23 protein-coding genes and 2 tRNA genes are annotated in these 22,048 nt (G+C 38.9%); 5 read left to right on the top strand and 20 right to left on the bottom strand.

Annotation, left to right across the window (positions count from 1 at the left end; translation table 11 throughout):
- Positions 1 to 62: 62 nt before the first annotated feature.
- The 6 genes from AC1M86_RS06440 to rpoD all read right to left on the bottom strand — a co-directional run bounded on the left by AC1M86_RS06440 (position 63) and on the right by rpoD (position 6,661).
- The gene (locus AC1M86_RS06440) at positions 63 to 1,457 is read right to left on the bottom strand and encodes an APC family permease (RefSeq protein WP_035267885.1); all 1,395 of its coding nucleotides are present in this window, start codon (positions 1,455 to 1,457) and stop codon (positions 63 to 65) included.
- A 267-nt stretch (positions 1,458 to 1,724) separates the two neighbouring features.
- Positions 1,725 to 2,909, bottom strand: a complete 1,185-nt coding sequence (locus AC1M86_RS06445) for an iron-containing alcohol dehydrogenase (protein WP_481607569.1) — start codon at positions 2,907 to 2,909, stop codon at positions 1,725 to 1,727.
- Between the two features lie 2 nt (positions 2,910 to 2,911).
- Positions 2,912 to 3,445 (bottom strand): hypothetical protein, encoded by a 534-nt coding sequence (locus tag AC1M86_RS06450; RefSeq protein ID WP_035267888.1) that lies wholly within the window; start codon positions 3,443 to 3,445, stop codon positions 2,912 to 2,914.
- Between the two features lie 77 nt (positions 3,446 to 3,522).
- A complete protein-coding gene (lipB, locus tag AC1M86_RS06455) occupies positions 3,523 to 4,179 on the bottom strand; it encodes a lipoyl(octanoyl) transferase LipB (RefSeq protein ID WP_035267889.1) in 657 nt (218 codons plus the stop codon).
- 129 nt (positions 4,180 to 4,308) lie between these two features.
- The gene (locus AC1M86_RS06460; RefSeq protein ID WP_481607614.1) at positions 4,309 to 4,596 is read right to left on the bottom strand and encodes a YbeD family protein; all 288 of its coding nucleotides are present in this window, start codon (positions 4,594 to 4,596) and stop codon (positions 4,309 to 4,311) included.
- Between the two features lie 127 nt (positions 4,597 to 4,723).
- A complete protein-coding gene (gene rpoD / locus AC1M86_RS06465) occupies positions 4,724 to 6,661 on the bottom strand; it encodes an RNA polymerase sigma factor RpoD (RefSeq protein ID WP_481607570.1) in 1,938 nt (645 codons plus the stop codon).
- Between the two features lie 297 nt (positions 6,662 to 6,958).
- On the opposite strand from rpoD, the gene AC1M86_RS06470 reads away from it, so the two are divergent.
- Positions 6,959 to 7,165 (top strand): PA3496 family putative envelope integrity protein, encoded by a 207-nt coding sequence (locus tag AC1M86_RS06470; protein WP_092766845.1) that lies wholly within the window; start codon positions 6,959 to 6,961, stop codon positions 7,163 to 7,165.
- A gap of 66 nt (positions 7,166 to 7,231) precedes the next feature.
- Complete coding sequence (locus AC1M86_RS06475) at positions 7,232 to 7,756, top strand: YecA/YgfB family protein (RefSeq protein WP_179997742.1); 525 nt, start codon at positions 7,232 to 7,234, stop codon at positions 7,754 to 7,756.
- A gap of 25 nt (positions 7,757 to 7,781) precedes the next feature.
- Here AC1M86_RS06475 and AC1M86_RS06480 read toward each other — a convergent pair whose 3' ends face one another.
- The 3 genes from AC1M86_RS06480 to trhO form a co-directional block, all read right to left on the bottom strand.
- Entirely contained in the window at positions 7,782 to 8,390 is a 609-nt protein-coding gene (locus tag AC1M86_RS06480) for a DedA family protein (RefSeq protein ID WP_481607571.1), read from the bottom strand.
- Positions 8,391 to 8,457: 67 nt separating this feature from the next.
- Entirely contained in the window at positions 8,458 to 8,799 is a 342-nt protein-coding gene (locus tag AC1M86_RS06485; RefSeq protein ID WP_481607572.1) for a hypothetical protein, read from the bottom strand.
- A gap of 195 nt (positions 8,800 to 8,994) precedes the next feature.
- On the bottom strand, positions 8,995 to 9,927 hold the full coding sequence (gene trhO / locus AC1M86_RS06490; RefSeq protein ID WP_035270894.1) for an oxygen-dependent tRNA uridine(34) hydroxylase TrhO: 933 nt from the start codon (positions 9,925 to 9,927) through the stop codon (positions 8,995 to 8,997).
- Positions 9,928 to 10,018: 91 nt separating this feature from the next.
- Here trhO and AC1M86_RS06495 point away from each other — a divergent pair, with 91 nt between their 5' ends.
- Positions 10,019 to 10,525, top strand: coding sequence for a DUF1289 domain-containing protein (locus AC1M86_RS06495; RefSeq protein WP_180027954.1), 507 nt, complete (start codon positions 10,019 to 10,021; stop codon positions 10,523 to 10,525).
- A 58-nt stretch (positions 10,526 to 10,583) separates the two neighbouring features.
- On the opposite strand, the gene panD is transcribed toward AC1M86_RS06495, so the two are convergent.
- The 9 genes from panD to AC1M86_RS06540 form a co-directional block, all read right to left on the bottom strand.
- Positions 10,584 to 10,964 (bottom strand): aspartate 1-decarboxylase, encoded by a 381-nt coding sequence (gene panD / locus AC1M86_RS06500; RefSeq protein WP_035269276.1) that lies wholly within the window; start codon positions 10,962 to 10,964, stop codon positions 10,584 to 10,586.
- Between the two features lie 147 nt (positions 10,965 to 11,111).
- The gene (gene pth, locus AC1M86_RS06505) at positions 11,112 to 11,690 is read right to left on the bottom strand and encodes an aminoacyl-tRNA hydrolase (protein WP_481607573.1); all 579 of its coding nucleotides are present in this window, start codon (positions 11,688 to 11,690) and stop codon (positions 11,112 to 11,114) included.
- 19 nt (positions 11,691 to 11,709) lie between these two features.
- Entirely contained in the window at positions 11,710 to 12,006 is a 297-nt protein-coding gene (rplY, locus tag AC1M86_RS06510; protein ID WP_035269282.1) for a 50S ribosomal protein L25, read from the bottom strand.
- Positions 12,007 to 12,104: 98 nt separating this feature from the next.
- Complete coding sequence (locus AC1M86_RS06515) at positions 12,105 to 13,058, bottom strand: ribose-phosphate pyrophosphokinase (RefSeq protein WP_035269283.1); 954 nt, start codon at positions 13,056 to 13,058, stop codon at positions 12,105 to 12,107.
- 36 nt (positions 13,059 to 13,094) lie between these two features.
- Positions 13,095 to 13,169: transfer RNA gene (locus tag AC1M86_RS06520), tRNA-Gln, on the bottom strand.
- Positions 13,170 to 13,260: 91 nt separating this feature from the next.
- Positions 13,261 to 13,335 (bottom strand) — tRNA-Gln (locus tag AC1M86_RS06525).
- 5 nt (positions 13,336 to 13,340) lie between these two features.
- The gene (ispE, locus tag AC1M86_RS06530; protein ID WP_481591781.1) at positions 13,341 to 14,171 is read right to left on the bottom strand and encodes a 4-(cytidine 5'-diphospho)-2-C-methyl-D-erythritol kinase; all 831 of its coding nucleotides are present in this window, start codon (positions 14,169 to 14,171) and stop codon (positions 13,341 to 13,343) included.
- Between the two features lie 12 nt (positions 14,172 to 14,183).
- Positions 14,184 to 14,768 carry a lipoprotein insertase outer membrane protein LolB gene (gene lolB, locus AC1M86_RS06535; protein ID WP_481607574.1) on the bottom strand — a complete coding sequence of 195 codons (585 nt, stop codon included), beginning with the start codon at positions 14,766 to 14,768 and terminating at the stop codon, positions 14,184 to 14,186.
- 6 nt (positions 14,769 to 14,774) lie between these two features.
- Positions 14,775 to 16,487: a tetratricopeptide repeat protein gene (locus AC1M86_RS06540; RefSeq protein WP_481607575.1), complete on the bottom strand. Its 1,713-nt coding sequence runs from the start codon at positions 16,485 to 16,487 to the stop codon at positions 14,775 to 14,777.
- Between the two features lie 76 nt (positions 16,488 to 16,563).
- On the opposite strand from AC1M86_RS06540, the gene hemA reads away from it, so the two are divergent.
- On the top strand, positions 16,564 to 17,847 hold the full coding sequence (gene hemA, locus AC1M86_RS06545; RefSeq protein ID WP_481607576.1) for a glutamyl-tRNA reductase: 1,284 nt from the start codon (positions 16,564 to 16,566) through the stop codon (positions 17,845 to 17,847).
- Positions 17,848 to 17,866: 19 nt separating this feature from the next.
- Here the strand turns inward: hemA and AC1M86_RS06550 are convergent, their stop codons facing one another.
- A complete protein-coding gene (locus AC1M86_RS06550; protein ID WP_481607577.1) occupies positions 17,867 to 19,762 on the bottom strand; it encodes a DNA primase in 1,896 nt (631 codons plus the stop codon).
- 129 nt (positions 19,763 to 19,891) lie between these two features.
- Entirely contained in the window at positions 19,892 to 20,908 is a 1,017-nt protein-coding gene (locus tag AC1M86_RS06555) for an outer membrane protein assembly factor BamD (protein ID WP_481607578.1), read from the bottom strand.
- 71 nt (positions 20,909 to 20,979) lie between these two features.
- Between AC1M86_RS06555 and rluD the strand changes: the two genes are divergently transcribed.
- Entirely contained in the window at positions 20,980 to 22,032 is a 1,053-nt protein-coding gene (gene rluD / locus AC1M86_RS06560) for a 23S rRNA pseudouridine(1911/1915/1917) synthase RluD (protein WP_180027949.1), read from the top strand.
- Positions 22,033 to 22,048 lie beyond the last annotated feature (16 nt).

Raw genomic sequence — 22,048 nt, forward strand, 5'->3', positions numbered from 1 at the left:
CATTTTGGTCAATTTCCATGATAAAAAAAGGCGCCTAAGCGCCTTTTCTAAAAAATCAATTTTTAACGATCATTAAACTCATCATGTTGTGGAGCAGGGTATTTAAAGCCTTTGGTTTTATAACCTAAATACAAAATACCACCAATCGCCCAAATCAAACCATATTTAAGCGATGCTTGATCGACCTCTAACCACAATGCAAATACTGCAATAAAGCCGAGTAATGGTACGATAACGAAATTAATAATTTCTTTCGCTGTTTTAGTACGACCATCGCGTAACGCATAGCGTGAGATAACAGATAAGTTCACAAAGCTAAATGCTGTTAACGCACCGAAGCTAATTAATGAAATGACAAAGTCTAAATCCATAAAACCAGCGGTTAATGCGACTGCACCTACAATCATGATGTTATATGATGGAGTGAAGTTTTTAGGGCTGATGTGACCAAAAATTTTCTTATTGATGACACCATCGCGTCCCATAACATACATAAGGCGTGATACACCTGCATGTGCAGAAATACCTGATGCCATAACAGTAATGATGGCAAATGCAAGCACATAAGACTGGAACAAAGATCCACCAACCAACAACAAAATTTCAGGTTGAGTTTCTGCAATATTCTGGAAGTATGATCCCGGATTATTAGGGAAATAGATCTGCATGAAGTAAGTGCTGACGATAAAGATAATCCCTGCAATTAAAGCAGTTAAGAAAATCGCTTTTGGTAGCGTTTTCTCAGTATCTTTAGTTTCTTCAGCGAGAGAACTGAGTGAGTCAAATCCTGTGAATGAGAAGCAGAGTAATGTCGCACCTGTGATCAAGGCACCCACTGAAGTTAACTCATTCCAAAATGGTTCTAAACTCCAAAGTTGGTAGCGTTGTTCAGCAGAGATTGGACCATCCGCGTTATATCCCATTTGGAGTTTGGTATAGACCATCCATGTAAATACAGCGATCACAATTAATTGTACGAATACAATTAAGCTGTTGAAATTTGCAACAAATCGCGCACCACGAAGGTTAATACCTGTCATAAATGCTGTTAACACAATGACCCAGACCCAATGATTGACATCAGGGAATAAAGCCTCAAGATAAATCACCGCAAGGATGATGTTGACCATGGGTGAGAGCAGGTAATCTAACCATGATGACCAGCCAACCATAAAACCAACGTTAGGGTGGATAGATTTTTGAGCATAGGTATACGCTGAACCTGAAGATGGATATCTACGGATCATATGACCATAACTCAATGAAGTCAGTAGGATTGCAACAAGTGCAAAAATATATGATGTAGGAACGTGGAAATTACTTTCTTCTGATACCAAACCGAAAGTATCAAACAACGTCATTGGCTGAATATAAGCTAAACCGATAATAATGATGTGCCAGAGTCCTAGCGTTTTTTGCAGTTTAGCTGCCGATTGAGTCCCAGTTATATTAGTCAACGGCTTTATCCTCTTAATCGTTGATCAAGGATCAGTCAAATCAATTAAGGATCGTTTGAGACGAACGATCCCCCCTAATGTTTTTTAAAAAGTGCGCCAATCTAAACCAAATTGATGCAGTTTGTCAGTAGTTTGTGCGAGTTTTTTTAGCAGGATTTATGCCAAAGGTATTGAACTCATGAGTTAAAACAACTAACAAATGAAAAGCCTGATGTCTAAAAAAACATCAGGCTAGTTTTAAGCGTATCTTTACTTATTTTGAGAAATTTACCAAGCTTTTTCTAAGATAGATTTCAAATCTTTTAATGTCGCTTCTTTAGGGTTGAAAATGATAGATCCGTCATTTAACGCTTTTTCGGCAACTTCATCTAATTGAGATTGGGTAACTTTGCCTGTCTCACGTAATGTACGTGGCAGTTTAGTTAAATCATAAATGCGATCACGCATTGTGTTGATAATCGCAATAGCTTTATCTGCACGTTGATTTGCTGGTATCTGTGCATAGATATCAGTACCTGCAAGCGGTAGTAACAGATCAGCAATCTTATCGCCATTAACATCCTTGTTGTAATCGAGCACATAAGGGAGGAATAAGTTCATGCACAAACCATGTGGTAAGTGAGCAACTGCACCTAGAGCGTGTCCAAGGGAGTGAACAATACCGACCATTGCATTTGAGAATGCAATTCCAGCCATGGTTGATGCTTGAGCAAGTTCTAAACGGGCATCAGCATCTTTTGGATTTTCCAAAACTTTAAACAAGTTTTCACTAATTTTTTTAATTGCAGCAGTAGCGTAAGCATCACTGATAGGATTCGCTGCCAAACACGTATAGGCCTCAACTGCATGTGTCATTGCATCCATTCCTGTCATTGCTGTCAGGTGTGGAGGTAATGTTAAAGTCATACGTGGATCTAAAATTGCAGCACTAGGCATTAAATATTTTGAAGCAAATGCCATTTTTTGATTATTCGCTGTATCTGAAACCACAGCAACCATCGTGACTTCAGAGCCTGTACCTGATGTTGTTGGGATAACAAAAAAAGGCTTTAATGGGCGAGGTAGGTTGTGAGCTCCTGAATATTTCAGCAGATCATCGCCTCCTTCCGAGACGAGAATATTGGCAGCTTTTGCTGTGTCGATGACTGAACCACCACCAATTGCAATGATGGCATCGCATTGATTGTTACGATACATCTCAGTCACGGCTTTTACTGTTTCTAAACTTGAGTCCGGTGGAACTTCATCAAAAATTGAGCCAATTTTTACTTCTGTCGCTGCAAAAGCAGCTTCCACTGGTTCAAGTAGACCATTGGCACGTACGCCTTTGTCTGTGATGATGAGTGGTTTTTTTGAACCCATTGAATCTAGCTCAAATGGAATGTGTTCAAGCGCAGCATTACCAGCAATCACTTTAACTGGACAGAAAAATTCATAATATGGTTTAGCCATGCTTAAGCACTCCCTTTAATATATGACTGAGCAACTTTGAGATAAATATTTGCTGCACCTGTCAATTTTTCTTTTAATGACAGATTGACCGGATATTCTTTGACTGCAAGTTCAGCGACTAATTTTGGAAGAATAAGGGCTTCCATTTTATTCAGACAACGCACTAAACGTATTGCATGACCTAAATCGCCATCAGCAATCATACGGTCATTTGCAAATGCTTGTGCAGTACTTTCTTGGAAAGAAAATACCAAAAAAGCATGATGCATATGTTTAAAGGTAATCGTTAAATCTGGTTTTTTTGATGCATGGTCGATTAAGACAAGTTGATGTTGTGGATTCACTTGTGCAATAAATGCTGCATCACTGTTGAAAACGTCCATTGAAATCGTGAAGCCGACAGGAAATTTAGCAATTTCCTGTTTTATTTCTTCATCGACTTGACTTGCCATCGCTAAGCCTCTGCCAATCACGTCAAGCATGAGTTTGACATAAGCTTGTTCTAGCGCGGGCTTTACAGAATTAATAGAAATCACTCACTTGTCCCTTATCACATAGTTTTATAATTTAGAGTAAATACTCTAAAATTATCTAATGACAAAGTAAAGGAGTTTTAATGATCATTCACGATAATTTGACTGAACAGGTCACTTTTTTTTAGATAGGCAATGAGGTCTTGAACTAACATATCAAAACTTGGGTAGGGATTTATCAAATCAGAGATTCTGACCATTTCAAGACCTGCATAACCACATGGATTAATAGTTTGGAAGCCTTCCAGGTCACAATCTATATTAAGTGAGAGTCCATGATAACTGCGACCTTTTCGGATTTTAAAGCCCAGAGATCCAATTTTTCTACCATCAACATAAACACCAGGTGCATCTGGTTTAGCATAAGCTTCGATACCGTATTTTTTTAATAAATCGATCATGACATTTTCTGCATAGCTGACTAAAGTACGGACATTCCAGCCTAATCGATTTAAATCAAACATAAAATATGCAACTAATTGTCCTGGACCATGCCAAGTGACTTGTCCACCACGATCAGTTTGAACAACTGGGATATGGCTAGGCACTAATATATGTTCTGGTTTGCCAGCTTGTCCTTGGGTAAGCACAGAATTGTGCTGCAAAATCCAAAATTCATCTGCTGTTTGTTCGTCACGCTGTTCTGTCATCAGCTTCATTTCTTGGAAGCGATCTTCATAAGAAGTGGTTTGGGTATAGTGACGAATAATCAATTGAGGTTTGGTTTTGACATCCACGGAGGTTAAGGCTCACATTCAAAAATGAGTTTTATTATAGACAATATTGTTGAATTAAGTGTGACCTAGGCACATACTTGATGAATAATTAACAAACATAAAAAAACACGCATGAAGCGTGTTTTTTTATCAAAGTGCAGTTCTAATTAAAGGGCAAGCAGCCAAGTCTGCATATACTTGATGTACTTGCTCAAGCTCTTCAAAACGAAGTTGCGCAGTAATTGAATGATACTTGCCTGTACGCGATGGTGTCACTGTCATTGCATTCCCATCAAAATCAGGGAAATGTTTAACAAAAATGTCATTCACGGCTTTGCGTAAATCCTCACCTGCAAGACCAATCAATTTAATTGGATAATCCATCGGAAACACCCAAAGATGTTCTTGTAGTTCGCGTGATGGAGTGCGATCGATCATGTCAGTCATAGGACACCTCATTAGTAAAAATACCTGCTAGGCGCAGGTATTTAGAATTATTTGCTACATGCTTTATATTATGGGGGAGTGTCCCCCATATTCAAGCCTGTATTATCCTATGGGTAGATTAGTCATTCTCAAGGAACGAGCGTAAATGTTCAGAACGCGATGGATGACGTAATTTACGTAACGCTTTTGCTTCAATCTGACGAATACGTTCGCGTGTTACATCAAACTGTTTACCAACTTCTTCCAACGTGTGGTCCGTCGGCATATCAATACCAAAACGCATCTTCAAGACTTTAGCTTCACGTTCAGTGAGGTTTTCAAGTACCTCACGTGTTGCTTCTTTCAAGCCTTCTGAAGTTGCAGCATCAACTGGTGAAGTGATGTTACCATCTTCAATGAAGTCACCAAGATGTGAGTCTTCATCATCACCGATCGGTGTCTCCATCGAAATTGGTTCTTTAGCGATCTTAAGCACTTTACGAACTTTGACTTCATCCATTTCAAGGCGTTCACCTAACTCTTCAGGCGTAGGTTCACGTCCCATTTCTTGAAGCAATTGACGAGATACGCGGTTGATCTTGTTAATGGTTTCAATCATATGTACAGGGATACGAATCGTACGTGCTTGGTCAGCAATTGAACGTGTAATCGCCTGACGAATCCACCAAGTTGCATAAGTCGAGAACTTATAACCACGACGGTATTCAAACTTATCTACGGCTTTCATCAAGCCGATGTTACCTTCCTGAATCAGATCGAGGAACTGTAAACCACGGTTGGTATATTTTTTCGCAATGGAGATGACCAAACGTAAGTTCGCCTCAACCATTTCTTTTTTAGCACGACGTGCTTTTGCTTCACCAATCGCCATACGTTTAGAAATATCTTTAATTTCAAGTACAGTAAGGTCTAGATCTTTTTCGATATCAGCGATTTTTTGTTGGAAAGCAAGAACGTCAGGGCGTACTTTCTCTAAGTATGGTTTTTGGTCAGCAGTGGCTTTAGCAATTTGCTCATCTAACCAAGATGGGTTTGATTCTTGACCAGGGAACGTTGTACGGAATTGAGTACGATCCATACGACCACGACGAACTGCGTAGCGCATTACTTCACGTTCTGCTGTACGAATTTGTTCATGCGTGCCACGAATCATTTCAGAAATGATGTCAAACAAACGTGGTGTGAACTTAAACATCATAAAGACGGTTGCGAGCGACTCAAGAGCTGCTTTACCTTCTTTACTGTTACGACCATGTTTTGCGATCGCATCTTTAGTCGCATTCCACGCAGCTTCTAACTCTGCAAAACGCACTTTTGCGATTTCAGGGTCTGGACCTGAATCACCCTCAGAATCATCATCACTTTCAGACTCTTCATCATCATCGTCATCAAGTTTTACATCTTTAGTTGGTTTAGTCTCTGTTTCTTCTTCAAGATCAGCATCAACTTCTTCTAAAACTTCTGGAATTTCTTCATCAGACTCTGGATCTAAATAGCCTGAAAGGATATCGGCTAAACGACGCTCGCCAGTTTCGTAATCTTTATATTCTTGTAATACAACTTCAACCGCATTTGGCCAATAAGCAATTGAGTTTAAAACGTCACGAATACCTTCTTCGATACGTTTTGCAATCTGAATTTCGCCTTCACGAGTCAACAGTTCAACTGTTCCCATTTCTCGCATATACATACGAACAGGGTCAGTTGTACGACCAGGCTCATTTTCTACAGATGCTAAAACTGCAGCTGCTTCTTCTTCAGCAACTTCGTCAGTCGTTTCTGCGCTACTACCATCAAACATTGCATCGTCAGATTCTGGCGCACGTTCGTGTACAGGAATACCAACGTCTTGAAGCATCTGAATGATATCTTCAATCTGTTCGCTTTCAGTGATCGAGTCTGGGAGATGATCGTTAACCTCAGCGTAGGTTAAGTAACCTTGTTCTTTGCCTCGGCTAATCAGAGCCGCTACTTGTGAAGTAGGGGAATGCATATCGCTCATCTTTGCTCTCTTCTCGTTGAATCTGTGGCGGGGAAAAACCGTGCATTCTAGCACAATTAACTTATCTTTAGTATCGTATTAACTCAGTATAATTGGTTTTGAAAACCAATGAATTAAGTTGTTTAAGTCAATATTGGGTCAAAATTGTTGATTTCAAGCACATCATGCTTTTTATTTTAAACCAGCAATAAGGCTCTGATCCTTGATTAAATAATGACATATTTTTTTGTCCAAAAAAAACTAAAATTTGTATAAATATCAGCGAAAAATAAAATAAAACTTGACAAGTATTCTGAACAAAGATAAATAGCGCCTAGCCCCATTCATTTTTTCACACATGAGGTAGTTTTAGTGTCTTCTACAGATTTTGAACTAGATGATAACTACGGTGATGATGATGTTAGTTTTGATGAAACTACGAGCAAAATTAGCGCCAAAGAATCATTAGAAAAGCGTCGCTTGATTGATGACTTACTTGCACAGCGTCGTTTAGATCGTGAATTGAAAGATCTTGAATATGATTTTGACGATGATGATTTCGACGATGATGAAGACTAAATTAGATTGGGTATCCTGATCTAAAATGTTATTCTACGGAATTAAGATACAACCTTTGGAAATACAATGAGTGCATTAGATTTAGACTTGTTAAGTGACTACTTAGATGGCGACCAAAATGAGCATGGTCTAGATTTTGCTGCAACTCATGGTTTTTTGTGTGCGACAGCTGTAGGTCCTCAATTTGATCGTTGGTTGGATGAATTATTTGACAATAATCAAAAGAAAGTGCCTGCAGAGATCGTAGCTCAAATTAAACTTTGGTTAGAAGATTTACGTCAAAAACTTGCCAATGAAGAAGGTATTGAATTTCCTTTTGAAATTGAAGAAGCAGATGTAGAGTCAAGCCTTGGGGATTGGAGTGTAGGCTTTGTCGATGCAATGTTCTTGAATGAAGATGCATGGTTCACACCTGAGTTTGAAGAGCAATTGGTTGATCTTACTCTGCCAATTATGGTGTTTAGTGGTGTTGACGAAGAAGATCCTCAAATGGAATCTTTCCGCCGTAACGGTCAATTGATGGATGAGCTTGCAGAAGAAATTCCAGATAACTTGAATGAATTGTATTTGATGTATCATACGCCGAACTAATTAAAAAGCACCGTAAGGTGCTTTTTTATTTTGAGTTCTTTCTTTTTTGTCTGCGGTACACAATCCAAATGATTATGCTGATCACAATAGCGAGAATGAGATAGCTTACTTGGCTAAATATTTTGTGCATCATTTCAGAATTATTTCCAAAATAATAACCCACATATGCTAAAAAGGTGGTCCATATAACCGTGCCTAAACCACTATAAAACATAAACTTTGCAAAAGGCATTTTGCTCATGCCTGCAGGTATGCTAATAAGAGATCGTACTGCTGGAACCATACGTCCAAAAAAAACGATTCGATGTCCATATCTTTCAAACCATTCTAATGATTTATCAACATCAGCTACTTTAATAAATAAATACTTGCCATATTTCTCAACGAACGCATAGAGCTTTTGATCAGAGATCTTACGTCCTAACCAATACAGCGTAGCGGCAGCTGAGAGTGAACCTATACTTCCTGAAATAATGACACCGATCAAAAGTAATTGACCCTGAGAAGCGGTATAGCCAGCTGAAGGCATAATAATCTCTGAGGGTATAGGTGGAAAAACATTATCGAGAAACATCAATAGAGCAATGCCGAAATAGCCCAATTGCTCCATCACTGAAATGATCCAATCTTTCATAAGTGATTTGTATTTTAAAGTTAAACCTATGCTAGAGGTTTTTAAGAAAAAATACAGTGAAATTAAGTTAATGCATTAATTCAGGGTGTTGAATTTGTATAAGTGTATGAACATAGACTTCTCGTAGGATATAGCTGACGAGAAGGGGCGTTACGCTGATGATGAAGACAAGAGTCATTGAATCTCTCATCTGAAAACCGATTGCTAAAGCAATAATTGCGCCGATACAAGCACCTAACGTTACGATAAAATAATGGGATTGGTTACGTATATGCAATCTAACATCAGAATTATGTGAATCGATATATATAAATTTTAAATGTGTCGGTACAGCTGATACACGATCTAAATGATTATGGTGAGCAAAATTCCGTTGAATAGGAAGATATTTGAATGGCAATCGATTCATGATTTTCATCCTTGAGCTAAATTTATTTCCTTCGTATTAAATTTATCTGAATGACTTCATGTGTTTTGTGTTGTTATAAAATAACTTTGTAATGGTGATATATCAGAATTGAAATTTTGTTTGTTCAATGTAAAAAGCGTCATCTACACTGTAATGTAGACAACGCTTTTGTAAGTTAAATAAAATATTTTTTATTTAGAGGCGTTTACGTTTTGCAGCAATAATCTGAGACTGGCGCATACGGAAACCTTCTTTCTGCTTTTCTGTTGTTTTATCGATACAATAAACACATGATACGCCATGTTCGTAACTTGGTAATGCTACTTCTTCGGGGGTTAATGGCCAACCACAAGCATGGCACTTCACATTTTGACCTTCTTCCACTCCGTGTGTAACCGCAGTACGACCATCAAAAACAAAGCATTCACCTTCCCATAAACTTTCTTCAGGAGGGGTTTCTTCTAAATATTTAAGAATACCACCTTTGAGGTGATATACCTCTTTAAAGCCTTCTTGAAGAAGTAGTGAAGTTGATTTTTCACAACGAATCCCGCCTGTACAAAACATGGCAATCTTTTTATCTTTATGCTGTTCAAGATTGTTTTTTACATATTCAGGGAATTCGCGGAACGTTTCAGTTTTTGGATCAATTGCCCCTTTGAATGTGCCTGCTTTGTACTCGTAATCATTTCTTGTATCGACTAAGATCACGTCATCACGTGCAATGAGTTCGTTCCATTCTTTAGGGTCTAGATAGTGACCAACCAAGTCGCGTGGTTTCACTGGAACACCTAAAGTCACGATTTCTTTTTTATGTTTGATTTTCATTTTACGGAATGGTTTTTCGTCACTGTGTGACTCTTTATATTCCATGTCATTAAATCCTTCATTTAAAAGGAATTGATGAATGACATCAATTGCATGGCGGTCACCTGCAACTGTTCCGTTAATCCCTTCATGGGCAACAATAAGAGTACCGCATAGGTTGATGGTTTTTACCAACTCAAGTAATTTTTGTTGAAGTGCTAGAGAATCTTCAACTTCTTTAAATTGATAAAGTGCCGCAACAACCCAACCAGTGGTCGCTTGCTGTTCTACAGGTGCAAGCTGTTCTACAGTAGCGTTCATGGAGTACTCCAAATGTATTAATATAGGGATAAAATCAGGCGCGTATTCTAACGCGATTTTTGAAAATATGCGAGAAAGCCATAGAAAATTTATGGTTTTATATGAGGAAAATGTTTTGAATACAGCGCGTCGAATCCCTTCATTAACACCATGTGCGGGACGTTGTTCAACAGTGTTTGGTGATGCGGTATGTCGTGGTTGTCGACGTTTTAATCACGAAGTAATTCAGTGGAATACTTATAATGAGGAACAACGACTGAGTATTTGGAAACGTTTAGATCAACAACTGGATCAAATTTTGGTTCCAATGCTTCCTCATGCTCAACTTTCTGAGGTGGAAAAATTCATTGAATCAAAAAGAATCCGAGTATTGGAGAATGCTTCAAAAGGCCGAAAATTATATCATGCGCTTAAAATTTGTGAAAAAAACAAGCATTTAGCAGAGCAGAGTGGTTTAGGTATTTCAGCTCCACATGTTAAACCGATCTGGACTGAGTTTGAACGTCGGGTTCTAGCTTTGGCGAATGCCAGTTATGAATTAGCTTGGTTAAGAGCAGATGGGATTAGCCAGAGCTTGCAGTTGGTGGATGAAGAGTAATTCTATGATAATTTGTTATAAAAAAACTCGCTCAAGTAAGCGAGTTTTTAGTCAATCATTAAGCAACTTGGACAGGAATACAATTTGCTGTGTGATTCACAGTGTTATCTGGATTTGCATAAACCAAACGTGGTTTATGTGCATCAGCTTCTGCAACAGTAAAATCACCGAAAGTCGCGATAATAATAATGTCACCTAAATCTGCTTGGTGAGCAGCACCACCATTTACAGAAATAATGCCTGAGTTTTCTTCACCACGGATTGCGTAAGTTGTAAAACGCTTGCCATTAGTTACATTCCAAATATGAATTTCTTCATATTCACGAATACCAGCTAAATCTAGTAATACACCATCAATTGCACATGAACCTTCATAATGAAGTTCAGCTTGTGTTACAACTGCACGGTGGATTTTAGCTTTTAATAAACGAGATAGCATGGGAAGCGTCTCCTGAGTTGTTCTAAGATTGTTTTATTATCTAGAAACAACAGTTTTTTAATTTGGGTGAAGCATTTGAAAGCGCATTTTGCCCTCAAATTTTCATCGTGGCAAGAAAAATTGTTGAACAAAAATTAAATTTATCAACTACGGCTTGTAGGCATTTATTTGATTCATTGCCTGCTGAATTTCACCATTCACTAATAATTTTGTACGACTTAGTGCGTGATGAATTGCATCGTCAATGAGCGTTTGTTCACTTGAGGGTGCTTTACCTAGAACATGACCTGATACACGGTCTTTTGATCCAGGGTGTCCAATTCCAATACGTAAACGATGGAAGTTAGGGCCAGTATGAGGAACAACGTCACGTAAACCGTTATGACCACCATGACCACCACCCGTTTTGAGGCGAATGATACCTGGATCCATATCAAGTTCATCGTGAGCAATAAGCATTGCTTCTGGAGAGATTTGGTAGAATTTTGCGAAGGGTACAACACTTTGACCAGAACGGTTCATAAAGGTTGAAGGTAATAAAAGTCGAACATCTTGTCCTTCTACATTACCGCGACCACTTAATCCATTAAACTTAGGGTCATTTTTAAGTGTTATGCCATATTGTTCTGCAAGACGTTCTACATACCAGAAGCCTGCATTATGGCGGGTTTGAGCATACTCTTTACCAGGGTTGCCCAAACCAACAATCAGTGAAATATGAGACACTAATTTACACCATCAACACTTATGCGCGTTTGAAGTCAGCGTGCATTGGAGTGTTTTTAGCTGGGTGACGTTGTAAAGCTTGGATTTTAACGCTTTCAACTTTACCATCAACATCAATTTCAATTACTTCTTCAAAGAAAGCGTTGTCTTCTAAGTATTTAACAAGCTGACGAAGCTCAAGTGTAATTGCTACAGGTGCAGCATCACCACCATAGATGATAGCAGGAACTTTAGATTGAAGACGAAGGCGGCGGCTCGCACCTTTCCCTTGTACTGCTTCTTCACGTGCTACTGCATTTAATACGAAGTTTGCCATGAGAGACATCCTATTTAAGTTAAGTGAACTAGATCTGCGACCGATCTAGTGATAGAAAGCCCTACCAAAAGGCAGGGCTTTAAAATTTTAGCGCTCTATTATAGATAAGAATCAAACATTGCGCTAATAGATTCTTCGTTGTTAATACGACGAATTGTTTCAGCAACCATACTCGCAACTGAAACTTGGCGAATCTTACCAAGAGCTAAAGCTTCTTCTGAAAGCGGAATTGTATCTGTCACAACAAGTTCGTCGATAACAGAGTTTTTCAAATTCTCGATCGCTTTACCAGATAAAACAGGGTGAGTAGCATATGCTACGACACGACGCGCACCAAAAGTCTTCAATGCATCAGCGGCTTTACATAAAGTACCAGCTGTATCAACCATGTCATCAACGATCACACAGTCGCGATCTTTAACATCACCAATCAAATGCATCACTTGTGATTCATTTGCTTTTTGACGACGTTTGTCGATGATAGCTAAATCGATATCGCCCATTTGTTTCGCAACAGCACGAGCACGAACAACACCACCAACGTCTGGCGAAACAACCATAAGGTTGTCATGAGACTGTTGACGTAAGTCAGCTAAAAGCGCTGGCGTACCGTAAATGTTGTCTACAGGGATGTCGAAGAAACCTTGAATTTGGTCAGCATGAAGATCGATCATCACAACACGGTCAATACCTACAGTTGTTAGCATATCTGCTACTACTTTTGCAGTAATTGGAACACGTGAAGAACGAGGACGACGGTCTTGGCGAGCATAACCGAAATAAGGAATCACAGCAGTGATACGACCAGCACTTGCACGACGCAATGCATCTGCCATTACTAAGATTTCCATAAGGTTATCATTAGTTGGAGCACAAGTAGGCTGAACGATGAATACGTCTTTACCACGGACATTCTCAGTGATTTCGACAGCGATTTCACCATCAGAGAATTGACCTACAGATGCAGCACCTAGAGGGATATGCAAGTGGCTAACGACTTTTTGGGCGAATTGTGGATGCGCAGTTCCACTAAAAACGACAAGATTGGGCATGAAGCACCCTTGGCGGTTGAAATGTATAGAATGAGATGGCAGGGGCGGCTGGATTCGAACCAACGGATGGCGAGATCAAAACCCGCTGCCTTACCACTTGGCGACGCCCCTAATGCGGCAGAACTTTAATGGTTTTGTATGGGTTTGTCAAGATTGTTTGACTCAACTCATGATACCAATGTTCTGTCTTTTTGAACTAAATTGGCAGGGGCGGCTGGATTCGAACCAACGGATGGCGAGATCAAAACCCGCTGCCTTACCACTTGGCGACGCCCCTATCATTTAAACGATGATTTGATTCAATGGTGATTGTTCTAAACTATTCACTAAGTAAGCTTTACAAGGTGAATGAGCAAGAATGTCATCAATGTTCATTTCAGTCGTTACTTCAGTAAAAACACAAGCACCTGTACCTGTAAGTTTTGCAACACCGAACTGATCTAAATATTGCATTGCTTCATCGACTTCAGCATATAGACTTCTTGCCAGAGGTTCAAAGTTATTTCTGAAATCAGATGGCTTTATCTGATAGGCGCAAAATTTAGAGGTCTTCGTGTCTCTTGTCAACGATTTTTGTGAAAAAAGCAGTTGAGTGCTGATAAAACAGTCAGGTTTTAACACAATGTATTGTTTTTGATCTAAGTCTATGAATGTTAAGTGTTCACCAATACCTTCTGCCCATGCATTACGACCATGGATGAAGATGGGAACATCAGCACCCAGTTGTACACCAATTTCTGCTAATTGATTACGATTTAAGCCACATTGCCAAAGTTGATTCATGATTAATAACGCGGTAGCCGCATTTGAAGAGCCACCACCGAGTCCTGCACCCATCGGTATATTTTTTTCGATGTTGACATGAATGCCTAATTTTTCACTTTTGGCATAGGGTTTCAGCATCATCATTGCACGATAAATCAAATTTTGTTCAAGACTTACTTCTGATAGGCCTGAAATGGAGATAGATTGGTTAGAGATTGGAGTAAATTCCATCCAATCACAAAGATCTATCAACTGAAAAATAGTTTGCAACTCATGGTAACCATTTTCACGGCGCCCCGTAATGTGTAAAAACAAATTCAGTTTTGCAGGGGAGGGTACACGAATCATAAATAATCAAACTTAACGATTTTGAATTACCATTGTAATACGATTTTCAGTTCCATCTTCAAGTTGTTGCTTTAAAATCAAACGGTTTGGTTGTGTAGATTGACCGTTGTAAGATAATTGAATATGCCAACCTTGTTCTTTAATTTCACTGATTCGCATCGATTCGTCTTTTTGAATTTCAGCTTCTTCAGTCGCTTGCTTAGCTTGTACCCAATCGACTAAATAAGTAATTGGTGCTTCCCAACCTGTTGCACGAAACAATAACTCTTCAGGTGAGTTGGCTGTAATTTCACCAGTTTTGGCACTGTTCAGTGTCACTTGACCAGGTTGACCTGAGATTTGAGTTTTACCGACTCCAAGAATTCCGCTTAACTCGATATCAAACTGTTCATCTTGCTGTTGCCAAGTAAAAAAAGCACTGCCTGATTGCTTGGGGGTCTTAACGCCAATTTTACCCTGAAGATTAAATTGATTTGATTGTTCAAGGTTTTGCGTTGTTGGCGGTGATGGTTGAGTTTGAATTGCTTGACAGCCAGTTAACCCAAGAAGCGCACTACTTGTGGCAATCAGGAATAATGATTTTAAATTTAAGATCATACAGTATTAACTCTTTTTGATATTTTGTGGCAACAATAAACTATCGAGTTGATCCAATTGAGGATGATTTGGATGATTTTTATGGAGTTGATGTAACACTTGGCTAAATTCTTCCAGTGAACCCAGCATATAAAGCGATTTAGCATATCGAATGCCGATATTTGGACTTTGGCTGAGTTGATATGCTTTCGCAAGTACACGGGTGGAAGTGTCAAAATCGTTTTGAAGAAAGCAGATATAGCCTAAGGTATCTAAGATAGATGCTTGTTCTGGGGCATTGTCTAAAGCTTGTTCGGCATATTGTCTCGCCTCATCTAAACGACGATTTTGCAACGCCAGAGTATATGCATACGCATTCAGATATGTTGGACTATTGGGTTCGATCGTGAGTAATTTTTTAAGCAATTCATCTAATTGATCGCGATCCGTAAATGGATCAAGTAATAAGACTTGAGAATATAAAATTTCAGGGTCATCAGTTAAGTTTTTAGCCGCTTCTTTGAGTAAGCCCAAGGCAGCTTTGTTATTGCCCATTTTTTTGAGTATTTCAGCTTGTGCTTGATATAAGAAACTCGCATATTGGGGGTAATTCACCCGTTCCTGAGTCAGAAAGCGCAGCGCATCACTTAAGCGATTTTGTTTGTCATAGATTGAAATTAGATTTCGTCTAGAAACCATATATAAATTACCATCTACAAGTCGATAATAAGCTTTAGCTGTTTCAAAATGTTGTTTTCGTTCAGCATTTAATGCCAAATAAAAATAAGCATCATTTTGATACTGTCCAGATGCACGTAGTTCGACTAAATACTGTTCAGCAAGCTCATATTCTTTGAGATCAATTGAGGTTAGACCAGCGATAAAAAGAGCTTCTTCCGAATCAGGCCATTTTTTTATGATGCGTTTTAATTTGCTTAACGCCTGTTCATTTTTATTCAGTTTAATTAAGTAGCGGATTTCAGCCAGACTTAGCTCTAAATTATTACGATTTTTACGAGCACTTTTTTCAAACCATTTTAGCGTCTCTTCTTCGTTGCCTAAAGCCATGAGTAAGTTGGCTTTCAGTAAGATAAACCCTGTTGATTTGGGGCGTTTTTTTAATGCTTTATTTAAAGTAATTAAGGCATTTTCGATTTCATTATTTTGTGCTTGTAAACTCGCAATCAAAACGAGAATTGAAGGATTGTTACGCGTTTTACTATTACGCAAAGTGTTTAATAAATATGCTCGATCCTCAGGGGATTCCGGAGAAATTCCTTCAAGAATTTGTTCTAAATCTGATTCAGGATCTAAATTTAAAATATCATCGAGCACATCAGCAGCAAGTTCATATTCGTGTGACTTTAATGCGATATGCGCAAGATAGAATTTTGCAGGTACATCTTTGGGTTCTTGCACGACCCAATGGGTTGCAATATCTAAAGCGGCTTGTAAGTCGTTTTGTTCGAGTGCGACGTTAAGTGCACGTTGTTTTAAAGCTGTTGAACTGGTTTGGATTGCAAGTACGGTATAGTTGTGTAAAGCAGTCGGTGTGTCATGTGCAGCTAAAGCAAATTCTGCAACCATAGCCTGTTGTAAAACTTTATGATTTAAATTGGCATGGTAAAATTCTCCAGATGCTCTAATATGAGCACTGTAAGTCATGCTACTCACTAACAAGAGTGTGGTAGAATACTGTCGAATTGTCATGCCGGTTGTGCGGCTCATTGTTTGACGCAATTTTTTTATCCAAGTACTGCTTTTTATGACACCGTTATTGCACAATAGCATAAATTTAGCCAATTGATGATCTGATATGTCTTTCTTTGCATTGGGTGTCAACCATCAAACAGCCTCAGTTGAATTACGAGAGCAAGTTGCTTTTAACCCTGAAAAGTTAAAACTATTGTTGGCTGAACAAAGTCACCATGACCAGCTGAACGATATGGTTGTGGTGTCAACCTGTAATCGTACTGAAGTCTACGCCATCGCTGATAATGCGGAGATGGTATTAGATTGGCTCGCTCAAAAAAATGGCATTGATGTAAAACAATTACAAAATCATATTTACCGTTATGAAAATACAGATGCTGTGACACATTTGATGCGTGTTGCATCAGGATTAGATTCACTCATGCTTGGAGAGCCTCAGATTATGGGGCAAGTTAAGTCTGCACTTAATTTAGCAAAAGAGTCTGAAGTTGTTTCACAAAATTTAAATCGTATTTTCGAATATGCATTTTATGCTGCTAAGAAAGTGCGTTCAGAAACAGCGGTCGGTAGTCATGCTGTATCCATGGGTTATGCGGTAGCACAGTTAGCACTACAAGTTTTTAGTAAGCCTGAACAATTAAGCGTTATGGTGGTTGCAGCAGGTGAAATGAATAGCTTGGTTGCAAAGCATTTAGCCGAAATGGGCGTTGCTAAAATTTTAATTTGTAACCGTGGTCAGGAACGGGCGGAAATTTTAGCGCAAGAAATATCACATCGCGTTGCGGTAGAAATTATTCCTTTTGTTGATTTAGCTCAAAATTTACATCGCGCTGATGTGATTTCAAGTTGTACAGGAAGTTTACATCAGGTCATTTCCTATCAAGATGTTAAGTCAGCACTCAAAAAACGTCGTTACCGTCAAATGTTGATGGTGGATTTGGCTGTTCCTCGCGATATTGAATCTAAGGTTGAAAGTTTGGATGGGGTTTACCTTTATGGGGTGGACGATCTTCAAGGTGTTATTGATGAAAACTTAGCGCAGCGACGCCAAGCCGCTGTTGAAGCTGAAGTGATGGTCAATCAACTAGCAACACAATTGGTGACTCAGCAGAAAGTTTCACAAGCTGGAGCGACAATTAGTGAGTATCGTGCTCATGGAGATAAAGTTAAAGCATTTGAATTAAACCATGCATTAGATCGTTTAGCCTCTGGCGATGATGCAGCCATTGTCATGCAGGAAATGGCTCATCGTTTGACGCAAAAGCTATTACATCCTACTTCCATCTTACTCAGAGAAGTCGCTAAAGATGAAAATCCTGATGTCTATGAAACGATTAAAGAACATTTAGAAGATATTTTTAGTGCTCAGCGAAAACTAAAAAAATAAAAGCACTGACCGCTTTTATTTATTCATGTAGTAAGCGTAGTCCAATTTTTTTGGTTAGCTCATTCAGTTGTTGTCTTAAGTTTTTAGACTCGTTTAATGATTTTGCTGCTTTAAATTTGATTCTCAGATATTTTTCTTGAAGTGAAAGCGAGTATTCTGAGGCAAGTTTATCAGCCATTTCAGGGGCTTCAGTGAGTGTTTGAATATTGGTACGTTTTAAAATCTCAGAGAGTTCATGATGAAATGGGCTACATGCACCCAAAATATAATAACTCGCCAACTCTTGGTCATCTGGCAGATCATCAAAAATGACATTAAAGATTTTTAATACTTTTGCAAGCAATTCATCTTCAGGAATCACTGCGCGTAATACTTCAAAATGAATATAAAGAAAAGGATGGTACATTAACATTGCCACTGCGAAATCTTCATCTCGTGTGCGAATATTAAATGATAATGAAGCGTCAAGACTCACTTGAGGCTGCCACTTTTTATTGAATCCTAATTTCTCTTTGAAATATTGACGAATCAAATAGCGATACGAACCTTGCTTAGGCATCAGATTGGTGAGTTGATTTAGCTCAGCCATGACCTGACTTTTACCTTCAGGTGTATTGATTTGATATTGTTGACTGAGAAGTGAAAAAGCAAACTCTGATAAGAGTGGTGATTGTTGCCAAAGTCGATTGAAAGTTTCAACACCGTCCTTACGAACTAATGAGTCAGGATCATGCTCCGCAGGTAGAATAAAAAATTTCAGTTCACGACCATCATTTAAGAGGGGAAGTGCAATTTCTAAAGTGCGTCGAGCAGCTTTTTGACCAGCCGAATCACCATCAAAAGCAATAGTTAACTGATTATTTTGTTTAAATAATAGATTCAAGTGATCAGCATTGCTCGCCGTCCCCAAGGTAGCAACTGCGCCAGGAATGCCAGCTTGCTGTAATGCGATGACATCCATGTAACCTTCAACCATTAACCAATGATTGGCTTTGAGCTTACGACCTTCATATAAGCCATAGAGTAGTTGGTTTTTATGGAAAACTTCAGAGTCTGGCGAGTTGATATATTTGGGTTTGATCTCGTCATTCAATGCTCGTCCACCAAAACCGACAACGCGACCTTTTGCATCACGTATAGGAAAAATGACACGTTCTCGTAGTAGATCAAAATCACGACCAGAATCACTGGTTCTGATCAAACCGAGTAGTTTTAATCCTTCAATATCTTGTGGAAATGCTTTTTCAAGATGTTGCCAATCTTCTGGGGCATAACCTAATCGCCAATACTTAATCGTGGTATCACTTAGTCCGCGTCGCTGAAAATACTGTTGCGCAATTTGGCTATTTGGAAGTTGTTTTTCATAAAATAAAGCAACATTTTCAAGAAGATCGTATAAATTACCTTCAGGTGCGACCTCAACTGAATTCAAGTCATCTGTATTAAATTGATACTCATCGAATTCATAGTTTTGAAATGCTTCAAAAGGATCTACATCAAAAGCTGAAGTAGGCGGAGAAATGATTTCTGCTGCATCTGCTTCAATGGGTGCCTGCGGTTGCTTTTCTTGGTTAGGTTTAATAGGTTCTCTCTTGTATGAGAGTTTTTTATTGTCTTGATTGTCTTTAGGTAATTCGATACCGGTTTGGCTTGCCAGGTCTTTAATCACCTCGATGAAATTGCGATTATCAATATCCATCATAAAGCGAATTGCATTTCCATTGGCTTGGCAACCGAAACAGTGGAAATATTGCTTATCACGGTAGACGTGAAAAGAAGGTGTTTTCTCTTGATGAAAAGGACAACAGCCTGAATAGGTACGACCTGACTTTTTTAATTTCACACGTTGGCCAATAAGATCGACGATGTCAGTTCGATCTAAAATTTGATCAATCGTATGTTGTGGAATTGCCATAATTAAAAAGCCAAAAGAATGAGGAATAAAGTGATTGAATTAAGTCTATCCTAAACACTTAAGACGATAAATAAAGCCATGCAATAAAAAAGGTGGGTAATCCCACCTTTTTTGATTCGTAAGAATGGATTATTGACGCTGTGGGTCGTACATACTTTCATTTGCTGGCGCACTTTCCACATTGTGATCTTTATTACCAAGCAAGCCAAAGCTTAAGCGATTCAATAAACCGGGTTGTGTATTGGTGTTGTCAGATTGCTCTGCTGATACTTCTGCCGTTGTTTGGCTGCTTGCTTCACGACCTAAAATACCCAAGGTTGCACGATTTAACCAACTTCCATCTTTACGTGCTGCGCGTAAATCGACCTCACCATTAGACTTCACAAGATGAGGGTAGTTTAGCTTTAGCACTTCAACGTATTGTTGAGATGTTGCCTTGTCACCGAGTTTATCGTATCCGTAAGCAATCGTTGCAAGCGCTTCTGGTACTTGAGGTGTTTGAGGGAAATGTTCCATAACCCATTGTCCACGCTCAACTGCTGCAAGCCAAGCTTTACGCTTTAAGTTAAAGCGAGCCGCATTCATTTCACTTTCAGCAAGTTCTTGACCAATAAATTTCATGCGCTGAGCAGCATCTACAGCATACTGACTACTTGGGAAACGACGAATGAAATCAACAAAATTTTGATATGCAACTTTTAAATAGCTGACATCACGATGAGCCTGTTGGAGTGATGTATAGCGGATGAGACCATCATAGTTTTGCTCCATATTCGCCACACCACGAACATAGTAAGCATAATCAACATTAGGATGTTGAGGATTTAAACGAATAAAACGGTCTGCTAGCGCAATAACAGCTTCATAGTCTTTTTGTTGAAAACGAGCATATAAAAGATCGAGTTGAGCTTGTTGAGTATATTGACCTGTAGGGTAATAAGTTTCAATTGCTTCTAATGATTGTGCTGCATCGCTATATTGACCACGATCTAATGCTTTTTGTGCTTTATCGAAATAAGATTGTTCGGTTGATTTAGGTCCAGTATCCACAACATCCTTCTTGGGATTACTGCTACAGCCCACAAATGTTGCTGCTAAGCCTAGCGATAAAGCAAGCATTGTAACTTTATAACGTGGTAGCGACATAAAAATTCCTCTGTTTATACGGGCAATAGGCTACAATTGCACTATTAAACCACTTTTGTCCGAATGAGCAAATGACTTCAGCACAAACTTCTAATTCTAATTTCCCAGAAATCGACATCAATTTACTTGAAGATTCTGAGGATGCAGATAACCATACTTCAGCCCCAACTGCAACACGTTTATCGTTGCAATTTCAAGTGGATGAGAGTTCTCTTGGTCAGCGAATAGACCAAGTTGCTGCGCTCGCTTGGAACGAATTTTCGCGTGAAAAATTGAAACAATGGTTGAAGGATGGTCATTTGTTGGTAAATGGTCAAGTTGTGAAACCAAAATATAAAAGTGAAGGGAATGAGCTACTCACGCTTGATGTAGAGCTTGAAGCCCAAGTCACCAGTCAACCTGAAAATATCCCTTTAGATATTATTTATGAAGATGATGACATCTTAGTCATTAACAAGCCAGTGGGGATGGTTGTACATCCTGGCGCAGGAAACCCGAATGGTACTTTGGTTAATGCACTTTTATATCATTTTCCTAAATCAGCAGAATTATCTCGAGCTGGTCTAGTACACCGTATCGATAAAGATACTAGTGGTCTCTTGGTTGTAGCTAAAAATTTAGAAGCTCAATTTTCCTTAAGTAAACAGTTAGCGAAAAAATCAGTTTATCGAATTTATGATTTAATTTGTTATGGCAATATTATTGCAGGCGGTAAAATTGATGAGCCGATTAAACGTCATCCCGTAGATCGTGTAAAAATGGCGATCTTACCAGGTGGTCGTGATGCCGTGACTCACTATAATGTGAAAGAAAGATTCCAAAATTTCACACGTGTTCAAGCACAATTAGAAACTGGACGTACTCATCAGATTCGTGTGCATTTCACTTATATTGGTTTCCCTTTGGTCGGTGATCCAGTTTATGTCAGTCGTGTCAAAGTACCTGCGGGTGCTTCGGAAAAACTTGCTACTCATTTACGAGAGTTTAGACGTCAAGCGCTTCATGCATCAAAATTGGGGTTAATACATCCACGGACAGGTGAAGAAATGATGTTTGAAGCACCATGGCCTGAAGATTTCACAGCATTACTTGAGACTCTTCGTACGGAAAATAAGGCTTACTAAATTAAAGGAAAGTTTA

Source organism: Acinetobacter sp. ANC_7654, from assembly GCF_056779855.1.